The organism is Shinella sp. 20P9.1.1 (assembly GCF_057798995.1).
Genome location: NZ_JBYOLC010000005.1, coordinates 137,932 through 154,328 on the forward strand (window position 1 = coordinate 137,932; position 16,397 = coordinate 154,328).

Annotated in this window: 13 protein-coding genes; 8 read left to right on the forward strand and 5 right to left on the reverse strand. The window is 64.8% G+C overall.

What is annotated here, in order from left to right:
• The first annotated feature begins 1 nt into the window (after nt 1).
• The 5 genes from hutG (at nt 2) to AC27VQ_RS10740 (ending at nt 5,036) form a co-directional block, all read left to right on the forward strand.
• The gene (gene hutG / locus AC27VQ_RS10720; protein ID WP_488716241.1) at nt 2–802 is read left to right on the forward strand and encodes an N-formylglutamate deformylase; all 801 of its coding nucleotides are present in this window, start codon (nt 2–4) and stop codon (nt 800–802) included.
• A gap of 16 nt (nt 803–818) precedes the next feature.
• On the forward strand, nt 819–2,495 hold the full coding sequence (gene hutU, locus AC27VQ_RS10725; RefSeq protein ID WP_488716242.1) for a urocanate hydratase: 1,677 nt from the start codon (nt 819–821) through the stop codon (nt 2,493–2,495).
• Nucleotides 2,495–3,073, forward strand: a complete 579-nt coding sequence (locus AC27VQ_RS10730; RefSeq protein ID WP_488716243.1) for a HutD/Ves family protein — start codon at nt 2,495–2,497, stop codon at nt 3,071–3,073. Before hutU ends, AC27VQ_RS10730 begins: the two co-directional genes overlap by 1 nt.
• Nucleotides 3,074–3,157: 84 nt before the next feature.
• Entirely contained in the window at nt 3,158–4,144 is a 987-nt protein-coding gene (locus AC27VQ_RS10735; protein ID WP_488716244.1) for an aldo/keto reductase, read from the forward strand.
• Nucleotides 4,145–4,259: 115 nt separating this feature from the next.
• Entirely contained in the window at nt 4,260–5,036 is a 777-nt protein-coding gene (locus tag AC27VQ_RS10740; protein ID WP_488716245.1) for an ABC transporter substrate-binding protein, read from the forward strand.
• A gap of 42 nt (nt 5,037–5,078) precedes the next feature.
• Here the strand turns inward: AC27VQ_RS10740 and AC27VQ_RS10745 are convergent, their stop codons facing one another.
• A complete protein-coding gene (locus AC27VQ_RS10745; RefSeq protein WP_488716246.1) occupies nt 5,079–5,294 on the reverse strand; it encodes a hypothetical protein in 216 nt (71 codons plus the stop codon).
• A 143-nt stretch (nt 5,295–5,437) separates the two neighbouring features.
• On the opposite strand from AC27VQ_RS10745, the gene AC27VQ_RS10750 reads away from it, so the two are divergent.
• Nucleotides 5,438–6,394: a LysR family transcriptional regulator gene (locus tag AC27VQ_RS10750; protein ID WP_488716247.1), complete on the forward strand. Its 957-nt coding sequence runs from the start codon at nt 5,438–5,440 to the stop codon at nt 6,392–6,394.
• A 79-nt stretch (nt 6,395–6,473) separates the two neighbouring features.
• A complete protein-coding gene (locus AC27VQ_RS10755) occupies nt 6,474–7,598 on the forward strand; it encodes an NAD(P)/FAD-dependent oxidoreductase (RefSeq protein WP_488716248.1) in 1,125 nt (374 codons plus the stop codon).
• 36 nt (nt 7,599–7,634) lie between these two features.
• Here AC27VQ_RS10755 and secD read toward each other — a convergent pair whose 3' ends face one another.
• From secD to AC27VQ_RS10775, 4 genes are all read right to left on the reverse strand, one after another.
• Nucleotides 7,635–10,163, reverse strand: a complete 2,529-nt coding sequence (secD, locus tag AC27VQ_RS10760) for a protein translocase subunit SecD (RefSeq protein ID WP_488716249.1) — start codon at nt 10,161–10,163, stop codon at nt 7,635–7,637.
• A 104-nt stretch (nt 10,164–10,267) separates the two neighbouring features.
• A complete protein-coding gene (locus AC27VQ_RS10765) occupies nt 10,268–10,684 on the reverse strand; it encodes a hypothetical protein (protein WP_313531790.1) in 417 nt (138 codons plus the stop codon).
• Nucleotides 10,685–10,824: 140 nt separating this feature from the next.
• Nucleotides 10,825–14,289, reverse strand: a complete 3,465-nt coding sequence (locus tag AC27VQ_RS10770) for an AAA family ATPase (protein ID WP_488716250.1) — start codon at nt 14,287–14,289, stop codon at nt 10,825–10,827.
• Entirely contained in the window at nt 14,289–15,557 is a 1,269-nt protein-coding gene (locus AC27VQ_RS10775) for a metallophosphoesterase family protein (protein ID WP_488716251.1), read from the reverse strand. Before AC27VQ_RS10775 ends, AC27VQ_RS10770 begins: the two co-directional genes overlap by 1 nt.
• Before the next feature lie 257 nt (nt 15,558–15,814).
• Between AC27VQ_RS10775 and AC27VQ_RS10780 the strand changes: the two genes are divergently transcribed.
• On the forward strand, nt 15,815–16,279 hold the full coding sequence (locus AC27VQ_RS10780) for a MarR family winged helix-turn-helix transcriptional regulator (protein WP_421591018.1): 465 nt from the start codon (nt 15,815–15,817) through the stop codon (nt 16,277–16,279).
• The last annotated feature ends 118 nt before the right edge of the window (nt 16,280–16,397 follow it).

Sequence of the window (16,397 nt, forward strand, 5' to 3'; positions counted from 1 at the left end):
GGTGGCGGTCTTCGAAACCCATCAGGGCACCTCGCCCGTCATTCTCGCCTTCCCGCATACCGGCACGGATGTCCCGGCCGATATCTGGGCGCGCCTGAACGACAATGGCCGCGTCCTTGCCGATACGGACTGGCATATCGAGCGCCTGTACGACGGCCTGCTTCCCAACGCGACGACCGTGCGCGCCACGTTCCACCGCTATGTCATCGACGCCAACCGGGATCCCGAAGGCGTCAGCCTCTATCCCGGCCAGAACACGACGGGCCTCGTTCCGGAAACGGATTTCGACGGCACGCCGATCTGGAAAGATGGCGAGGCACCGACCGAAGCCGATATCGCCTATCGGCTCGCCAATTTCCACGCGCCCTACCACGCGGCCCTCGCCGCCGAAATCGAGCGCGTCAAGGCGATCCACGGCGTGGCGATCCTCTACGATTGCCACTCTATCCGCTCGCTGATCCCCTTCCTGTTCGAAGGCCGGCTGCCGGATTTCAACGTCGGCACCGGCATGGGCCGCACCTGCGACAAGGCAATCGAAACGGCGACCTATGAGGTCTGCGCTTCGGCCGAAGGTTACATCAGCATCCTCAACGGCCGCTTCAAGGGCGGCTGGACGACACGCCACTACGGCAAGCCGGAAACCGGCGTGCACGCCATCCAGATGGAACTGGCGCAAGTCAGCCATCTTGCCACGGAGGTTCCGCCCTTCGCCCTCGACGAGGCGAAGGCCGCAAAGCTCCGCGTTCCTCTCAAAGACATCCTGCAACGCATCGAGGCGCTTGCCTCCACCCTGACACGCTGAACCGGGAGAACAGCCAATGACCGCCAATCCTCGCCACAACATCCGCGACGTGCGCGCCGCCACCGGCACCGAACTGACCGCCAAGAGCTGGATGACCGAAGCGCCGCTGCGCATGCTGATGAACAACCTCGACCCAGACGTCGCGGAAAACCCGCATGAGCTGGTCGTCTATGGCGGCATCGGCCGCGCCGCCCGCACCTGGGCGGATTTCGACAAGATCGTCGCGTCGCTGCGCGATCTCGAAGAGAACGAGACGCTGATCGTGCAGTCCGGCAAGCCGGTCGGCATCTTCCGCACGCACAAGGACGCCCCGCGCGTCCTGATCGCCAACTCCAACCTCGTGCCGCACTGGGCGACCTGGGATCATTTCAACGAGCTGGATAAGAAGGGTCTTGCCATGTACGGCCAGATGACGGCCGGCTCGTGGATCTATATCGGCAGCCAAGGCATCGTTCAGGGCACATACGAGACCTTCGTGGAGGCCGGCCGCCAGCACTATAACGGCGACCTCAAGGGCAAGTGGGTGCTGACCGGCGGCCTCGGCGGCATGGGCGGCGCCCAGCCGCTCGCCGCCGTCATGGCCGGCGCGTCCTGCCTTGCCGTCGAATGCAACCCGGACTCGATCGATTTCCGCCTGCGCACCCGCTACATCGACGAAAAGGCCGAAACGCTCGACGAGGCGCTGGCAATGATCGACCGCTGGACGAAGGCCGGTGAGGCCAAGTCCGTCGGCCTGCTCGGCAACGCCGCCGAAATCTTGCCGGAAATGGTCCGTCGCGGCATCCGCCCCGACATGGTGACCGACCAGACCTCCGCCCACGACCCGATCAACGGCTACCTGCCGAAGGGCTGGACGATGGCCGAGTGGAAGGCAAAGCGCGAAAGCGACCCGAAGGCCGTCGAAAAGGCCGCCCGCGCCTCCATGCGCGAGCATGTCGAGGCGATGATCGCCTTCCAGGACATGGGCATCCCGACCTTCGACTACGGCAACAACATCCGCCAGGTCGCCAAGGAAGAAGGCCTGGAAAACGCCTTCGCCTTCCCCGGCTTCGTGCCGGCCTACATCCGTCCGCTGTTCTGCCGCGGCATCGGTCCGTTCCGCTGGGCTGCGCTTTCGGGCGATCCGGAAGATATCCGCAAGACCGACGCCAAGGTCAAGGAACTGCTGCCCGACAACAAGCACCTGCACAACTGGCTCGACATGGCCGCCGAACGCATCGCCTTCCAGGGCCTGCCGGCGCGCATCTGCTGGGTCGGCCTGGGTGATCGTCATCGCCTCGGCCTCGCCTTCAACGAGATGGTCAGGAACGGCGAACTCAAGGCGCCGATCGTGATCGGCCGCGACCACCTTGATTCGGGCTCCGTCGCCTCGCCGAACCGCGAGACGGAATCGATGAAGGACGGTTCGGACGCCGTGTCGGACTGGCCGCTGCTCAACGCGCTGCTCAACACCGCCTCGGGCGCGACCTGGGTGTCACTCCACCACGGCGGCGGCGTCGGCATGGGCTTCTCGCAGCATTCGGGCGTCGTCATCTGCGCCGACGGCACGGATGCGGCCGCCGAGCGCCTCAGCCGCGTGCTGTGGAACGACCCCGCAACAGGCGTCATGCGCCACGCCGATGCGGGCTATGACATCGCGCTCGATTGCGCGAAGGAAAAGGGCCTGCGCCTGCCGGGTATCCTGGGCAACTGATGGCGAAGCTCCTTCGCAACGCCGACCATCGCCGCATGCCGTGGAAGAACGGCGGCGGCGAGACGGTCGAAGTGATCGTCCATCCGGAAGGCGCAAGCCTTTCGGATTTCGGCTGGCGCGTCAGCATGGCGACGGTGGCGAGCGACGGGCCGTTCTCGGTCTTTCCCAGCATCGACCGCACGCTGGCGGTGCTTTCCGGCGAGGGCATGGATCTCTCCATCAAGGGTCTGGGCGACCGGCTGATGACGCCGGCCTCCGCCCCACTGCCCTTCCCGGCCGACGCACCCACCACGGCGCGCCTGATTGGTGGCCCGATCACCGATCTCAACGTGATGACGCGGCGTGGCGTCTTCGGCCACACGCTCACGCATCATGTCGTCACGGGCTCAACGGCGCTTCCGGCATCGTCAGGCGAACGCCTGCTGCTGGCGCTGGAACCGCTCGGCGTATCCACCACGGAAGGCCTCATCGGCCTCCGGCCGCTCGATGCCTTGGTGCTCGGCGGCTCGGAGAAAGCCGACGTGCTGGCCGCAGGAGAACGCAGCGCCTTCTATCTGGTAGAAATCACTCCCGCCTGAGCGATCGGCGCAAGCGATTTCCTTGTCCGCCCCCATGCGGAGTGCTACCTCCCGGCACATCAATTTTTGCCGGGAGATATTTTCATGAGACATCGCAAATTCGGCCGCACGGGTTTTACCACCACGGATATCGGTTTCGGCGCCTGGCAGATCGGCGGCGCCTGGGGTGACGTCAGCGAGGCGGACGGCCGCGCTGCCCTCAATGCCGCGCTGGATGCCGGCATGAGCTTCATCGACACCGCCGACGTCTATGGTGACGGCCGCTCGGAAAAGATCATCGCGGACGTGCTGAAGGATCGCGGCGGCCAGCGCCCGATGGTCGCCACCAAGGCCGGCCGCCGGCTCTCGCCGCATGTCGCCGATGGCTACACCAAGGCCAATCTCGAAGGCTTCATCGACCGCAGCCTGAAAAACCTCGGCGTCGAGCGCCTCGACCTCGTGCAGCTGCATTGCCCGCCGACCGACGTCTATTACCGCCCGGAGGTTTTCCACGCGCTGGACGAGATCAAGGCCGCCGGCAAGATCGCCAATTACGGCGTCAGCGTCGAGAAGGTCGAGGAAGCGCTGAAGGCGATCGAATATCCCGGCGTGGTCAGCGTGCAGATCATCTACAACATCTTCCGCCAGCGCCCGGCGGCACTGTTCTTCAAGGAAGCCGCCCGCCGCCAGGTCGCCGTCATCGCCCGCGTGCCGCTGGCCAGCGGCCTGCTCTCCGGCAAGATCACCCGCGAAACGGCCTTTGCCGCCGATGACCACCGCAACTTCAACCGCAACGGCGATGCCTTCGATGTCGGCGAGACCTTTGCCGGCGTGCCCTTCGAGACCGGCTTGCAGGCTGTCGAGGAAATCCGCGCGCTGGTGCCGGCGAGCCAGACCATGGCGGCCTTCGCGCTGCGCTGGATCCTGATGGCGGATGCCGTCAGCGTCGTCATTCCCGGTGCCCGCAATGCCGAGCAGGCCGAGGCCAATGCCAAGGCCGCCGGCCTGCCCGCGATCCCGGAAGACGTCATGGAAGCGACGCGCGAGATCTACTACCGGCTCGTCGCGCCGCACGTCCAGCATCGCTGGTAAAGTCAAGCAAGCGCATAAACGGAAATGATAGCCAACATCAGGTCTATCTATTTCGTTTATGCGCAGGCTCGCGCTACCGTTCCCCATCGGTCACGACAACAACAGGGGAACGACCATGAAAAAAATGCTGCTCGCACTGGCGCTGGCAGGCTCCACCCTCCTTTCCGCAGCCGCTTCCGCCGAGACGCTGAAGATCGGCACGGAGGGCGCCTACCCGCCCTTCAACTTCCAGAATTCCAACGGCAAGCTCGGTGGCTTCGACGTGGAGATCGGTCTCGCACTCTGCGAGAAGATGAAGGTGGAATGCGAGGTCGTCGGCCAGGATTGGGACGGCATCATTCCGGGCCTTCTCGCCAAGAAATACGACATGATCATCGCCTCGATGTTCATCACCGAAGAGCGCAAGAAGCAGGTCAACTTCACCGACCCCTACTATCTCGCTGCCATGACCCATGCCGCGCCGAAGAATTCCGGCATCACGGATTTCACCAATGAGGGCATGAAGGGCAAGACGATCGGCGCCCAGGGCGGCACGACGCAGGCTGACTACGCCGCCGCCGTTTATCCCGATGCCGATCTCAAGCTCTATCCGACGCAGGACGAAGTGAACCTCGACATGGCGAACGGCCGCCTAGACGTGCAGGTCGGCGACATGATCCCGCTGCTCGACTGGGTCACCAAGAACGATGACGGCAAGGCCTGCTGCGAGCTGATCGGCGAGCCGATCACCGACAAGAAGTTCGTCGGCGAAGGTGTGGGCATCGCGGTCCGCCAGGAAGACAACGACCTGCGCGAAAAGCTGAACGCCGCCCTGAAGGAAATCCGTGAGGACGGCACCTACAAGAAGATCAACGATAAATACTTCTCCATCGATATCTACACGATGAAATAAGAATTTTGGGGCGGCTTCGGCCGCCCCTTTTCGTTTCCGGCATCACGAACCGGGCTGGGCGTTCCCGACACTCTTCGTCATGCGGTAGGCGGTCGAGATAAATGGCTCGGCCTCCTCATCCTCAATCGGACTGACGAGAAAGGGAAACGGGTCGAGTGCCCGTCGCGGCCGAAAATCCATGCGCGCTTCTACGCCCGACGCCAGCAAGTCATCCACATAGGACCCCGCGAGCCCGCTGGTGCTAAACCGTTCCCACATATGGCATTTCCCCTTCTTTCAGCGTGCCCAATGCGCCGGAAACGGAATTGGTTCCGGGAAAAAACACGGCCGGCGATCACATTCTTGACCGCGGGAAGCAGGCTTCGCTTGCCTCTCCTTGCGCTGTCATCCTAACTACACGCATGCCGATAAATCGCCTCGAACGCTTTGCCCACAACCTCGACTGGAACCTGCTGCGCACCTTCGTCGTCGTGGTGGAGGAAGGCTCGATCACCCGTGCGGCAAACCGCCTGCTTCTTCAGCAGCCCGCCGTCAGCATGGCGCTGAAGCGGCTCGAGCAATCCGTCGGCCATCGATTGATCGATCGCAGCCCCGGCCGCTTCGAACTCACCGAGGCCGGCGAGCGGCTGCATGCGCTCTGCCACGATATCTTTTCCGCCATCGTGCGCTTGCCGGAGGCCATGGAACCTTCCGGCGAGGACATTTCCGGCCATATCACCATCCACGCCGTCAGCCACGCCATGAACCCGGCCTGGGACCGGGCGATCGCCGATTTCTTCCGGCTGCATCCGCGCGTCACCGTGGGCGTGACCGTCGAGACGACGACGGACGTCATCCGCTCGGTGGAGCGCGGCGTCGCGACACTCGGCCTCTCCGACGGGATCATCCCGGAGGGTTTGGAGAAAGCGCCCTTCTGTTACGAACGCTATGCGCTCTATTGCGGCCGCGCACACCGTCTGTTCGGTACGCGCGACGCCCGACCGGAGGATCTGCGCGGCGAACCCTATGTCAGTTTCCTCGCCGATGTGCTGGGCGGGCCGCATATGGGGCCGGTGACGGCCGTGCGGGCCGTCGGCTCATTCGGCCAGCAGGTCCGTGCACTGGCCTTCAACGTGGAGGAGGTGCTACGGCTCGTCGTCGCCAATGCCGGCATCGGCATGCTGCCGGCGCATCTTACGGGTGCAGCGCTGGCCGCCGGCGAACTCTGGCAATTGCCGCCCTATGACGACCTGCCGGTGGCGGAGACCTTTCGCATCACCAATCCCGGCTCCGCGCTCAACCCGGCCGAACGCGCCTTTCTGAACCATGTCGCCGATGTGCCACCGTGGCGCTGGGGCGAGCCGCATCAATCGAACTGATATCGGTCGTCATTGCTATAAATTTGAAAAATGCCACCGGCTTGCTTAGGCCTATTTCCTCAGCACACCGGAGGGGACCATGCAGACTTTCGACATCGCGATCATCGGCGGCGGCATTGCCGGCATCTCGCTTGCCTATTTCCTGAGCCCCCACCGCTCCGTCGTCGTGCTGGAGCGAGAAGACGCGCTCGGCTATCACAGCACCGGCCGTTCGGCGGCGGAATTCACGTTGCGGGACAATGCACCGCTGGTGAATGCGCTCGCCCGCGCCAGCCATGCTTTCCTGATGGAACCGCCCGCCGGTTTTGCCGATGTGCCGCTGCTCATCGAGCGCGGCAGCATCATCCTCGGCACCGAGGACAAGGCGACGCTGGTGCGCGAGCGCTTCGAGCAGGCAAAGGCGCTGGGCATCGCCGTCGAATGGCTGGACGAAGCCGCGATGCTTTCCCGCGCGCCCATGCTGAAGCCCTCCTATGCCGCAGCCGCCTATTTCGACCCGGACTATTGGGACATCGAGGTGGACGCCCTGCTGCAAGCCTATGCCCGCTACGCCCGCCGCCACGGGGCGCAGATCCTTGAAAAGCGCCAGCTGACCGGCGCCCGCCGGGTCGGCAATCAATGGCTTATTGAAACGAACGAAGAAACGATCGCAGCCGGAACGGTGGTGAATGCGGCCGGCGGCTGGGCGGATACGGTCGCGTCGCTCTGCGGTGTCACCCCCATGGGCATCGTGCCGCATCGCCGCACCGCGATCACGGTCGACCTGCCCGAGGGCATCGACGCCAGTCGCCTGCCCGAGATCAACGAGGTGGAGGAAATCTTCTACTTCAAGCCGGAAGGCGGCCGCCTGCTCGCCTCGCCTGCCGATGCCACGCCCTGCGAAGCGGCCGACGTGCAACCGGAGGAGCTCGACGTGGCGTATGCCGCCCATTATGTCGAGGAGGCGACGACGCTCAATGTGCGCCGCATCTTCAAGAGCTGGGCCGGCCTGCGCAGCTTTTCCGCAGACCGCCTGCCCGTCATCGGCTTGGCCAGGGATGCCGAGAACTTCTTCTGGCTCGCCGGCCAGGGCGGCTACGGCATCCTCACCTCGCCCGCCCTCGGCAGTCTCGCCGCCGCCCTTCTGACGGAAAGCCCGGTGCCGGAGCCGCTGGCCCGCGAGAGCATCGGGGCCGAGACCTTCAGCCCCGCACGCTTCCCCTGAAACGAAACGGGCGCCTCAAGGGCGCCCGTTCTGGTTTCAAGCTTCCGCTGCCGGCGTGCCGGCCGTGCGCGTTGCGCTGCGATCCTTCCAGTACCGGTTGAGGAAGAGCAGGATCGGGCCGCCGATATAGATCGACGACGTCGTCGCGACGATGACGCCGAACAGCATCGGCCAGGCGAACGGCTTGACCGTATCGCCGCCCCAGATAGCCATCGGCAAAAGCGAGACCGCAACGGCGAGCGAGGTGAAGATGCATCGCATGACCACCTGGTTGATCGACAGGTCGATGAGATCGGAGAATGGCATCGACTTGTACTTGCGCATGTTCTCTCGCATGCGGTCGTACACCACCACCTTGTCGTTGACCGAGTAACCGATCAGCGTCAGCACTGCGGCGATGGCCGTCAGGTTGAAGTCGATCTGCATCAGCGAGAAGAAGCCGATCATCTTGGTGATGTCCAGGATCAGCGTCGCGATGGCGCCGACGGCGAAGTGCCATTCGAAGCGCCACCAGATGTAGATCAGGATCGCCAGCATGCCGAGGCCGACAGCGAGGAAGCCGGAACGGGCAAGCTCGGTGGAAACCGTCGGGCCGACCACTTCCGTGCGCTCGAAGCTCGCATCCGGGATCACTTCGGCAACGCCGTCGCGAATCTTCTGGAGGGCCGCTGTCTGCACTTCTTCACCGCCCGGCTGACGCTGGACGCGGACGAGCACCGACGTGCCCTGGCCGAATTCCTGCAGCGCCACTTCGCCGAGGTTGAGGCCTTCCATCTTCTCGCGCAGCGGCGCGAGGTTGATCGGCGTCTTGGAGGTCGCCTCTACCTGGATGCCGCCGACGAAGTCGATGCCGTAATTGAGGCCCGGCGTGAAGAACAGGATGATCGAGCTCGTCGAGATGAACGCCGACATGGCAATCGCGATATAGCGGCCGCGCATGAAGGAGAAGGTCGGGATTTCCCAGACCTGGCCGAAGAGCGAGTGGATTTCGATCTTCTTCATCTTCCGCACGATGACGGCTTCGCGCATCAGGAAACGCACGAAGGTGATGGAGGTGAACATCGAGATCGCAAGGCCGATGATCATGGTGATCGCGAAGCCGCGCACCGGACCCGAGCCGAACATGAAGAGCAGGATCATGCCGACCATGGTCGTCATGTTGCCGTCGACGATGGTCGCATAGGCCTTGTTGAAGCCGACATCGAGCGCCTTCATGGCCCCTGCTCCGCCCGCCGTTTCTTCACGGATACGGGCGTTGATGAGGATGTTGGCGTCCACGGCCATGCCGATACCGAGGATGATACCGGCAATACCCGGCAGCGTCAGCGTGGAACCCAGAATGCCGAGCAGGCCGATCGTCAGGATCGTGTGCAGCACGAGGCCGAGATTGGCGATAAGGCCCCAGGAGCCGTAGAGCACCTGCATCATCACCACGACGGCCGCAAGGCCGGCGAGACCCGTATAAAGGCCCATGCGGATCGAGTCCGACCCGAGGTTCGGGCCGACCGTGCGCTCTTCGATGATGGTGAGCGGTGCCGGAAGGGCACCGGAGCGCAGGAGCGCCGAAAGGACGGTCGCTTCCTGCGGGTTGAAATTGCCGGAGATCTGGCCCTGGCCGCCGATGATCGGCTCGCGGATAACGGGTGCGGTCAGCACCTTGCCGTCGAGGACGATGGCGAAAGGCTTGCCGACATTGGCCTGCGTGATCTCTGCGAACTGGCGTGCGCCGGTCGAATCGAAGCTGAACGAGACGATCGGTTCGCTCGTGCGCTGGTCGAAGCCGGCCTTGGCGTCGGCCAGGCGGTCGCCCGAGATCGCGACGCGCTCTTCCACGGCATATTTGTTGTTGTCGTTGGCGCCGGGCAGGATGAGCACGCCGCGCGGGGCGACGCCGTTCGGATCCACAGTCTGGTCGACCATGTGGAAGCTCATCTGCGCGGTCGAGCCGAGCAGCTGGCGCAGGCGCGTCGGATCCTGGAGACCCGGCAGCTGCACGAGAATGCGGTCGCCGCCGACGCGCTGGATGAGCGGTTCGGCAACGCCGACCTGGTCGACGCGGCGGCGGATGATCTCAAGGCTCTGCTCGACGGCGGCCGACATGCGCTCGTTGACGCCGGCTTCCGTCAGCGTGACGTTGATCACGAGGCCGGTATTGGCGACATCGATATCCGACGAACCGCCGCCGAAACCGAGCGTCGAGGTCGGTGCGGCGAGCTTGCGCACTTCCGGCAGGACCTTGTCGAGGGCGGCCTGGTCGGGCAGCGTGATCGTCAGGGTCGTGCCGTTGAGACGGGCGGCCGAGGCGCGCTCGCCGGCGGTGCGCAGGATGGCGCGCGTGTCGTTCAGCAGCGAATCCATGCGCGCCTTGCGCAGGGCCGCCGAATCCACTTCGAGCACGAGATGCGAGCCGCCCTTCAGGTCGAGGCCGAGGGTGACCGGGTTGGCGGGCAGATAGCGCCCGTATTTCGCCTGCTGCTCAGGCGTCAGCACGTTCGGCACGGCCGCGAGCATCCCGAACAGGATGATGGCGGCGGAGACAAACAATGCCCATTTGGAGGTTTTCATGGGGTTGTTCCATTTCAACTGCGGGAAAGGCGCGACAAAAGCCGGCGCCCTCCATGGGATCGGAATTTCAAGCAAATGGCGCGGCGCATCGGCGCCACAAGGCCTCAGGCAGCGAAAGCCGGGGGCGCGCGGCTGCGGAAGGACGCAGGATGATCCGTTGCGGGCGCGCTGTCATCGACAATGACGGCGGCGGCAATCGACACGACTTCGAACGGGTAGAGAAGAAGGCCGGCACCGGGAACGATCGCCTTGCCGGCACCGTCGCCCTCGGGAAGACCGGTTTTCGCCTTGGCGATCCGCCGTTCGGCATGACCGTTGGCCGGGAACCACAGTTCATCACCCGCCGCAGACAGCGGCGATGGCGCGACACCACCTTCGGCGGCCGTGCGCTGGGGGTGGCGCGGGGCATCTCCCGGCAGCGAGAACTGCGAGAGGAACACGGTGAAGAGCAGCACGAGGAAGCTGACGGGTGCAAAACCCCGCTCCCACATCCTTGCCTCTTTGCCGGTTCTACCAGTCATTCCCGTCCGTTTCTTCGAAGGCGGAGCACCGCGCGAAGCAGGGCTCGCAGCAATGCCGATGGTGCGCCAAGAACCATTTACGCCCTGTCAAGTCAAGTTCAGGGGTTAATGGTTCCTTGCCGTGTTTAACGTTTCAGCCCTCAGAGATGATGGATCGTCACGTCGGGGCAGGCCTCGCGGGCGAGATCGCAGAGATGCTGGTGGTGCGTGAGATAGATCACCTGCCCGCCCGTCGCCATGTCACCCATCACCCGCAACGCATTGAGGGCGCGGCCGTCGTCGAAGGTCTCCATGATATCATCGGCGATGAAGGGCACGATCTCGCGGCTGGCGGCGATCTCGTGATAGCCGGCGACGCGCAGGGCGAGATAAAGTTGGAAGCGCGTGCCCTTGGAGAGGTCCTTCGCCAGTTTCGAGGCGCCGGAGGCCGCATTGGCGACAAGGAATTCGCCCTCCTTCTCCAGCATCGTCGAGAGACCGGCATATTCGCCGCCGGTGATATCGCGAAAGGTTTTCGACGCGCGCTCCATCATCGCGCTGCGATGGCGCTCGCGATAGAGCCGCAGCGCCTGCTCGGCCGCGAGAATGCCGGCGCGTGTCGCCATGTAGCGCCGCGATTTCTCCGCCAGATCCACCAGGGCGGTGCGCCGCCGCTCCTCCAGCACCGCCGCCGCATCGCTGCCGGCGACCTTTGCCAGCGCCTCCTCGGCCCGTGCCCGCGCAACGTGCTGCTCTTCAACCTCCTTGTCGAGACCATCGAGTCGCGCGGCGAGATCGACCTTTTCCGCCACCAGCTGAGCCTCGTCGACAACAGCCAACAGCGCTTCCGCTTCGTCTGCAGTGCCGGTGCGCATCTGCTGAACGAGATCACGCCCGATTTCCGAGATGCGGCTTCGAAGATCGTCGCGCTGCCGGTGTGCTTCGAGCAGGACTTCGGCTTCGGCGAGGCTGTCGCAGCCGAGAAAGGCGAAGATTTCACCAAGCCGCGCGGTCAACACGGCGCGACGCTCGTCGAGTGCCCTCTCCTCCTCATCCAGCCTGACGATCGCGTCGTCGAGGGCCTTCGCCCTATCACGCACCGTCTTCGCTTCGGCGAGCCGACGACCGATGGTAGCGACGGTCGCGAGCGGGTCGTCCGCATTGAAAGGTTGCGAAAGCGCGTCAGCAAGCCGGCGTGCGTGATTGCCGTAATCCTGCTGATCCCGTTGCATGGCCGCGATGCGGTGATCGAATTCGGCGCGACGCTCGACATTCTGCGCCAGAGCCTGCAAGCCGGGCAGCAGAGCGCCGATGCGCTCCGGCTCCTTGGGAGCGGCGCGCGTCGCGAGCCACGTGCCGGCGATCGTCTGATGCCAGGCCTCCAGCCAGGCGGCATCGGCGGCGTCCGTTTCCGCAGCCGCCCTGCTTCGCACCGCCACGTCCTCCGTCGCGCGGGCAAGCCGCTCGATCGCCGCCAGCCGCTGCGCCTGCGCCGCCTTCAGGGCGTCCTGCCTGTCTTCGGCGCGGAACAGCACTTCCTCGAAGGTCGCGCCCTCCGCCAGGACATCCACCAGGAAGTGCGCGAGCCTGGCCGCGACATCGCGCGCCTCGGTCTCGACAAGCCCGGCTTCGACCATCAGACGGTCCAGCGCGGCGGCCTTCTCAAGTGCGAGAGCACGCCGCTCCAGCCAATCGGAAAGGTCCTGAAGCGTGAAGCCAGCCGGAAGACCTGCGCTTGTAACGCGCGCGTCAACCTCCGCCTCGGTATCCGCCACGGCCTGCTCCAGCCGCGCCGTTTCGCGGGTCAAGATATCGAGCCGCGCGGCTCCTTCGGCAACGGAGCGCTCCAAGAGGCGGATTTCGGACAGGCGGTCGGCATTGCGCAGCCGTGCCTCTCGAGCGCGGTCATCATCATGCATGCGCGCCTCGAAGGCGGCCGCCGTCTCGCGGTCGAGACGGGCGAGATGGGCCTGCCAAGCCGCATCGCGCAGGCCGCGGAGCTGCCCGGCATGCTCTTCGCCTGCCGCACCCGTCGCCGTTACCAGCGCGGCCAGCATGGCCTTGGCGGACGCGGCGTCGCGTTCGCCTGTCGCAACCTGTTCTTTATGGCGGCGAAGCGTCTCCGCCGCAGCCTCCTGCCGCCGGTGCAGGTCCTCCAATACCGATGCGATCGGCGCGGCCATGCCTTCCAGTGCGCCCTCTGTGCCCGACCACGGCGCGAGACGTGTCCTCGCTGCATCTGCCTCCTGCCGTGCGAGGGCAACAAGGCGGCGGCTTTCACGCAGGCGTGGCGGAAGGTCGCCCGCACGGGCAGCACGCAAGGCGGCGGAGAGTGCGGATTGCGTTTCGTCGTCGCTCTCCGCCTTGGCAAAGGCTTCCGCCTTTTCGCGCGCAGCCTCCCGCGCCTCCTGCGCGTCCTTCAACTCGCGCCGGGCAATCTCGCGACGCTCGGCAAGTGCTGCACGGCGGGAAAGCAGGCCGGTCAGCCGCTCGGCAAGACCAGCGGGCAGCAGAATATCGGCGGGATCCGTCTGCACCGGAAGATCCAGCGCACGGATGTTGGCCTCGATCGTCATGGCGAGCCTGTCGCGGTCGGCGATGCGAGAGACGAGGTCCAGCGTGGCGGTGCGGAAGCGCGCCTCCAGCGCGGAACCGGAGAGTGCCGCAAGGTCCGCCTCCACGGTGAAAACCGCGTCGTCTTCCGCAAGCCCGGCCCGTTCCGCCATGCAGCGCTCGCGCTCGCCAAACACCCGTGCCGCACGGGCCGCGATTTCCGCTTCCTCGCGGGCGAGTTCACCGGTCAATCCGCGCCAGGTTGCGGGCGGCGTTTCGCCGAGATCGAAAACGCCGAGCTCCATGCGTAGCGCCCGAAGACGGGCAAGCGTAGGCAGCGCGGTCAGGCAGCGTTCGGCTTGCTGAAGGGCGGCGCGCGCGGCGAGACGTGCCGCAGTCACCGTCTCGTGGCGTTCGGCGGCGGCTTCGCGTTCACGCACCAGAATGCCGTAGTCGCGCGCCGCGATATCCAGCGACTTGCGCTCGGCGGCGAGCGCCTCGATTTCGGCTTTCAATGTGGAGAGCCCATGCCGCCGGCCGGCGGGGCGGTAGAATTCGTCGGCCTGGGCTTTCAGGGCGGTAAGACTGGACGCCATGTCGGAGAGGCCGGAGCTGGCAGAGAAGAGCATGGCGCCGAGTTCGCCCTCGCTCTTCAGGATATCCTCGCCGCCCTTTTCGATGCTTTCGTCATCGAGCGAGAACATCGTGCGGTAGGCATTGCGGTCCATGCCGCCGAGCACGGAGGCAAAGAGCGTATCCGGCAAGGGCCGGTCGTCGGCGGTGACGAGCGAGCCCTGGTTGCGCTTCACGCGATACGCCTCGTGATGCTCCGTGCCGACAGAGAAGCGGCCGCCGACACGCATCAATGGATAAGGGTGCAGGAAGCCGTAAGCGCTGGTGCGCTCGATACCGAAGAGCACGTCGAGATAGGCGGAAAACAGCGTCGATTTGCCGGCCTCGTTGGGACCATAGACGAGGTGCAAATCCGGCTTGCCGGGTTGTTTCGCGCCAAAATCGAGGCTGCGCTCGGTGAACTTGCCGTAGCGGATGAGATCGAGACGGTCGAGACGCATCAGGCCCTCTCGCCTTCGCCGCCGAGGCGCGCCAAAACAGCATCCGATCCCTCGAGCGCGAGATCGGAAAGCAGGGCCTCTTCCGCCGCCTCGTCGCCCGCCAGCAGGCTGCGCGCCTCCTTGGGCAATTGACGCAGCACATCCGCCAGCGCCTCGCGCAGTTCCGCGCGATAGGCATGGGTCGTCACGACATCCTCACGCATCAGCCGGGCGAGTTCGTTGACCGGCCCCGCATCGGCACCCGCGTCGGCGAGCGGCGCGGACACGACGAGTTCCACGGCCTCGATCCAGCATTCGCCGAGCGAGGCGGCGAGGTTCTGTACCTCGCCAAGCAGCAGGTCCTCATCGCGGCGCAAACGCCAGGCGAGCGGGGTGGCACCCGTCATGGCGAGGCGCGCGACGAGATGGGCGCCGTTTGCTGCCTCATGGGCTTTGGAAAGCACGGCTTCCGTGCGATCGAGCATACCGTGCCAGTCGTCTATGCCGGAGAGATCGACGGAAAGACGCTCGAAGACCGCGACGGCGACGGGACGCTCCTCGCAGGTGATCACGCCATCCTCGCCGACTGTGGCGAGCGTGACGCCCTTGGCGCCGCCTTCATTGATGTCGCGGCCCTGCGGATTGCCGGGCATGACGATCCACGGCCGCTCCTGATGCACACGCCGCTGGTGGATATGGCCGAGCGCCCAATAGTCGAAGCCGTGGGAGACGAGGTCCGGAACGCTTGTCGGCGCGTAGGGATCGTGCCGGCTGCCGCCGGCAAGGCTCGTATGCAGCATGCCGATATTGACGGCATCGGCCACCGGCGCGCGGAACGTCGGCAGCAGCGAGGCCGGTGCGTGCGGCTGGGCGAAGCTGACGCCGTGCACATGGATATCCCGGCCGTTTTCCAGCGCACCGGCTTTGACGGGTTTGCCGCGCCCGTCGAAGAGATGCACGTTAGGCGGAAAGGTCAGTTCGCGGGTGATTTGCGATTGGGCATCGTGATTGCCGCGGATGATGAAGACGCGGATGCCGGCCGCGTCCAGCCGCCGCATTTCGCCCATCAGGAAGAGCGCGGTGGCCATCGAGGTCTGTGCGCCGTCATAGAGATCGCCGGCGATCAGCACCGCATCCACCGCCTCGCCGATGGCGAGATCAACGATGCGCGAGAGGGCCTTGCGTGTCGCGCCGCGTACGAGATCGCCGAGCTCGGCATTGCGCAGCGCCAGCGACGAAAGCGGCGAATCGAGATGCAGGTCTGCGGTGTGGATGAAGCGGAAAGGCATGGCCGGACAATCGCCTCCCCCCTCCTCCGGGTCAATGCTTGCGGGCCAAAGGGGGCCGTTATGCAGGGAAAATCGCCCCACCCCGAAAAGGGCAGCGAAAAGCCGAGAATAATGCCGGGAGCATGACCGTTCGCATTTACAGTGATCGTTCAATATATATGATCAAATTATCCGAAAAACTTCGTGATCATTTGACATGGTACCTCATAATACCTATATTCCACCTCATGAGTAGCACGATAGAAATCTCCCAAGGCATGTTCAAACTCTACCATCAGGTGAGCCGCCTGGTGAATGAGTGCATGATGGACGAAGGTGTGTCGCTCGCCCGCAGCAAGTTCCTGCTTCTTCTCGAATGCCAGGGCCCTCAGCGGTCGACGGATATTGCCTGCGCCCTCGGTTTCGCACCCCGTACGGTTACGGAAGCGATCGATGGTCTTGAGCGCGACAAGCTGGTCAAGCGCGATCCCGATCCGAAGGACCGCCGTGCCAAGATCGTCTCGATTACGGATATGGGCCGGACCGTCATTTCGGCCGCCCAGCAGCCGCAACACAAGACGATCGAGGCGATATTCGCCGTTCTGACCGAAGATCAGAAGCAGCACATGAAGGAAATCATCCGCTGTCTCAGCGAGAAGACCGACGAGCTGCAACGGGAACGCGACAAGAGCGCGGACGATGCCGGCGTGGCACCTGCCCGTCCCCTGCAGGCCGTCAGCTAGTTTGAACAGTACGACAATCGAAAAGGCCGGGATCGCAATATCCCGGCCTTTTCATTTGCGCGTCTTTCAATACGCCGCCCGGCGCCTCCCCTCAAGGAAAGGCACCGGATCGCGGATC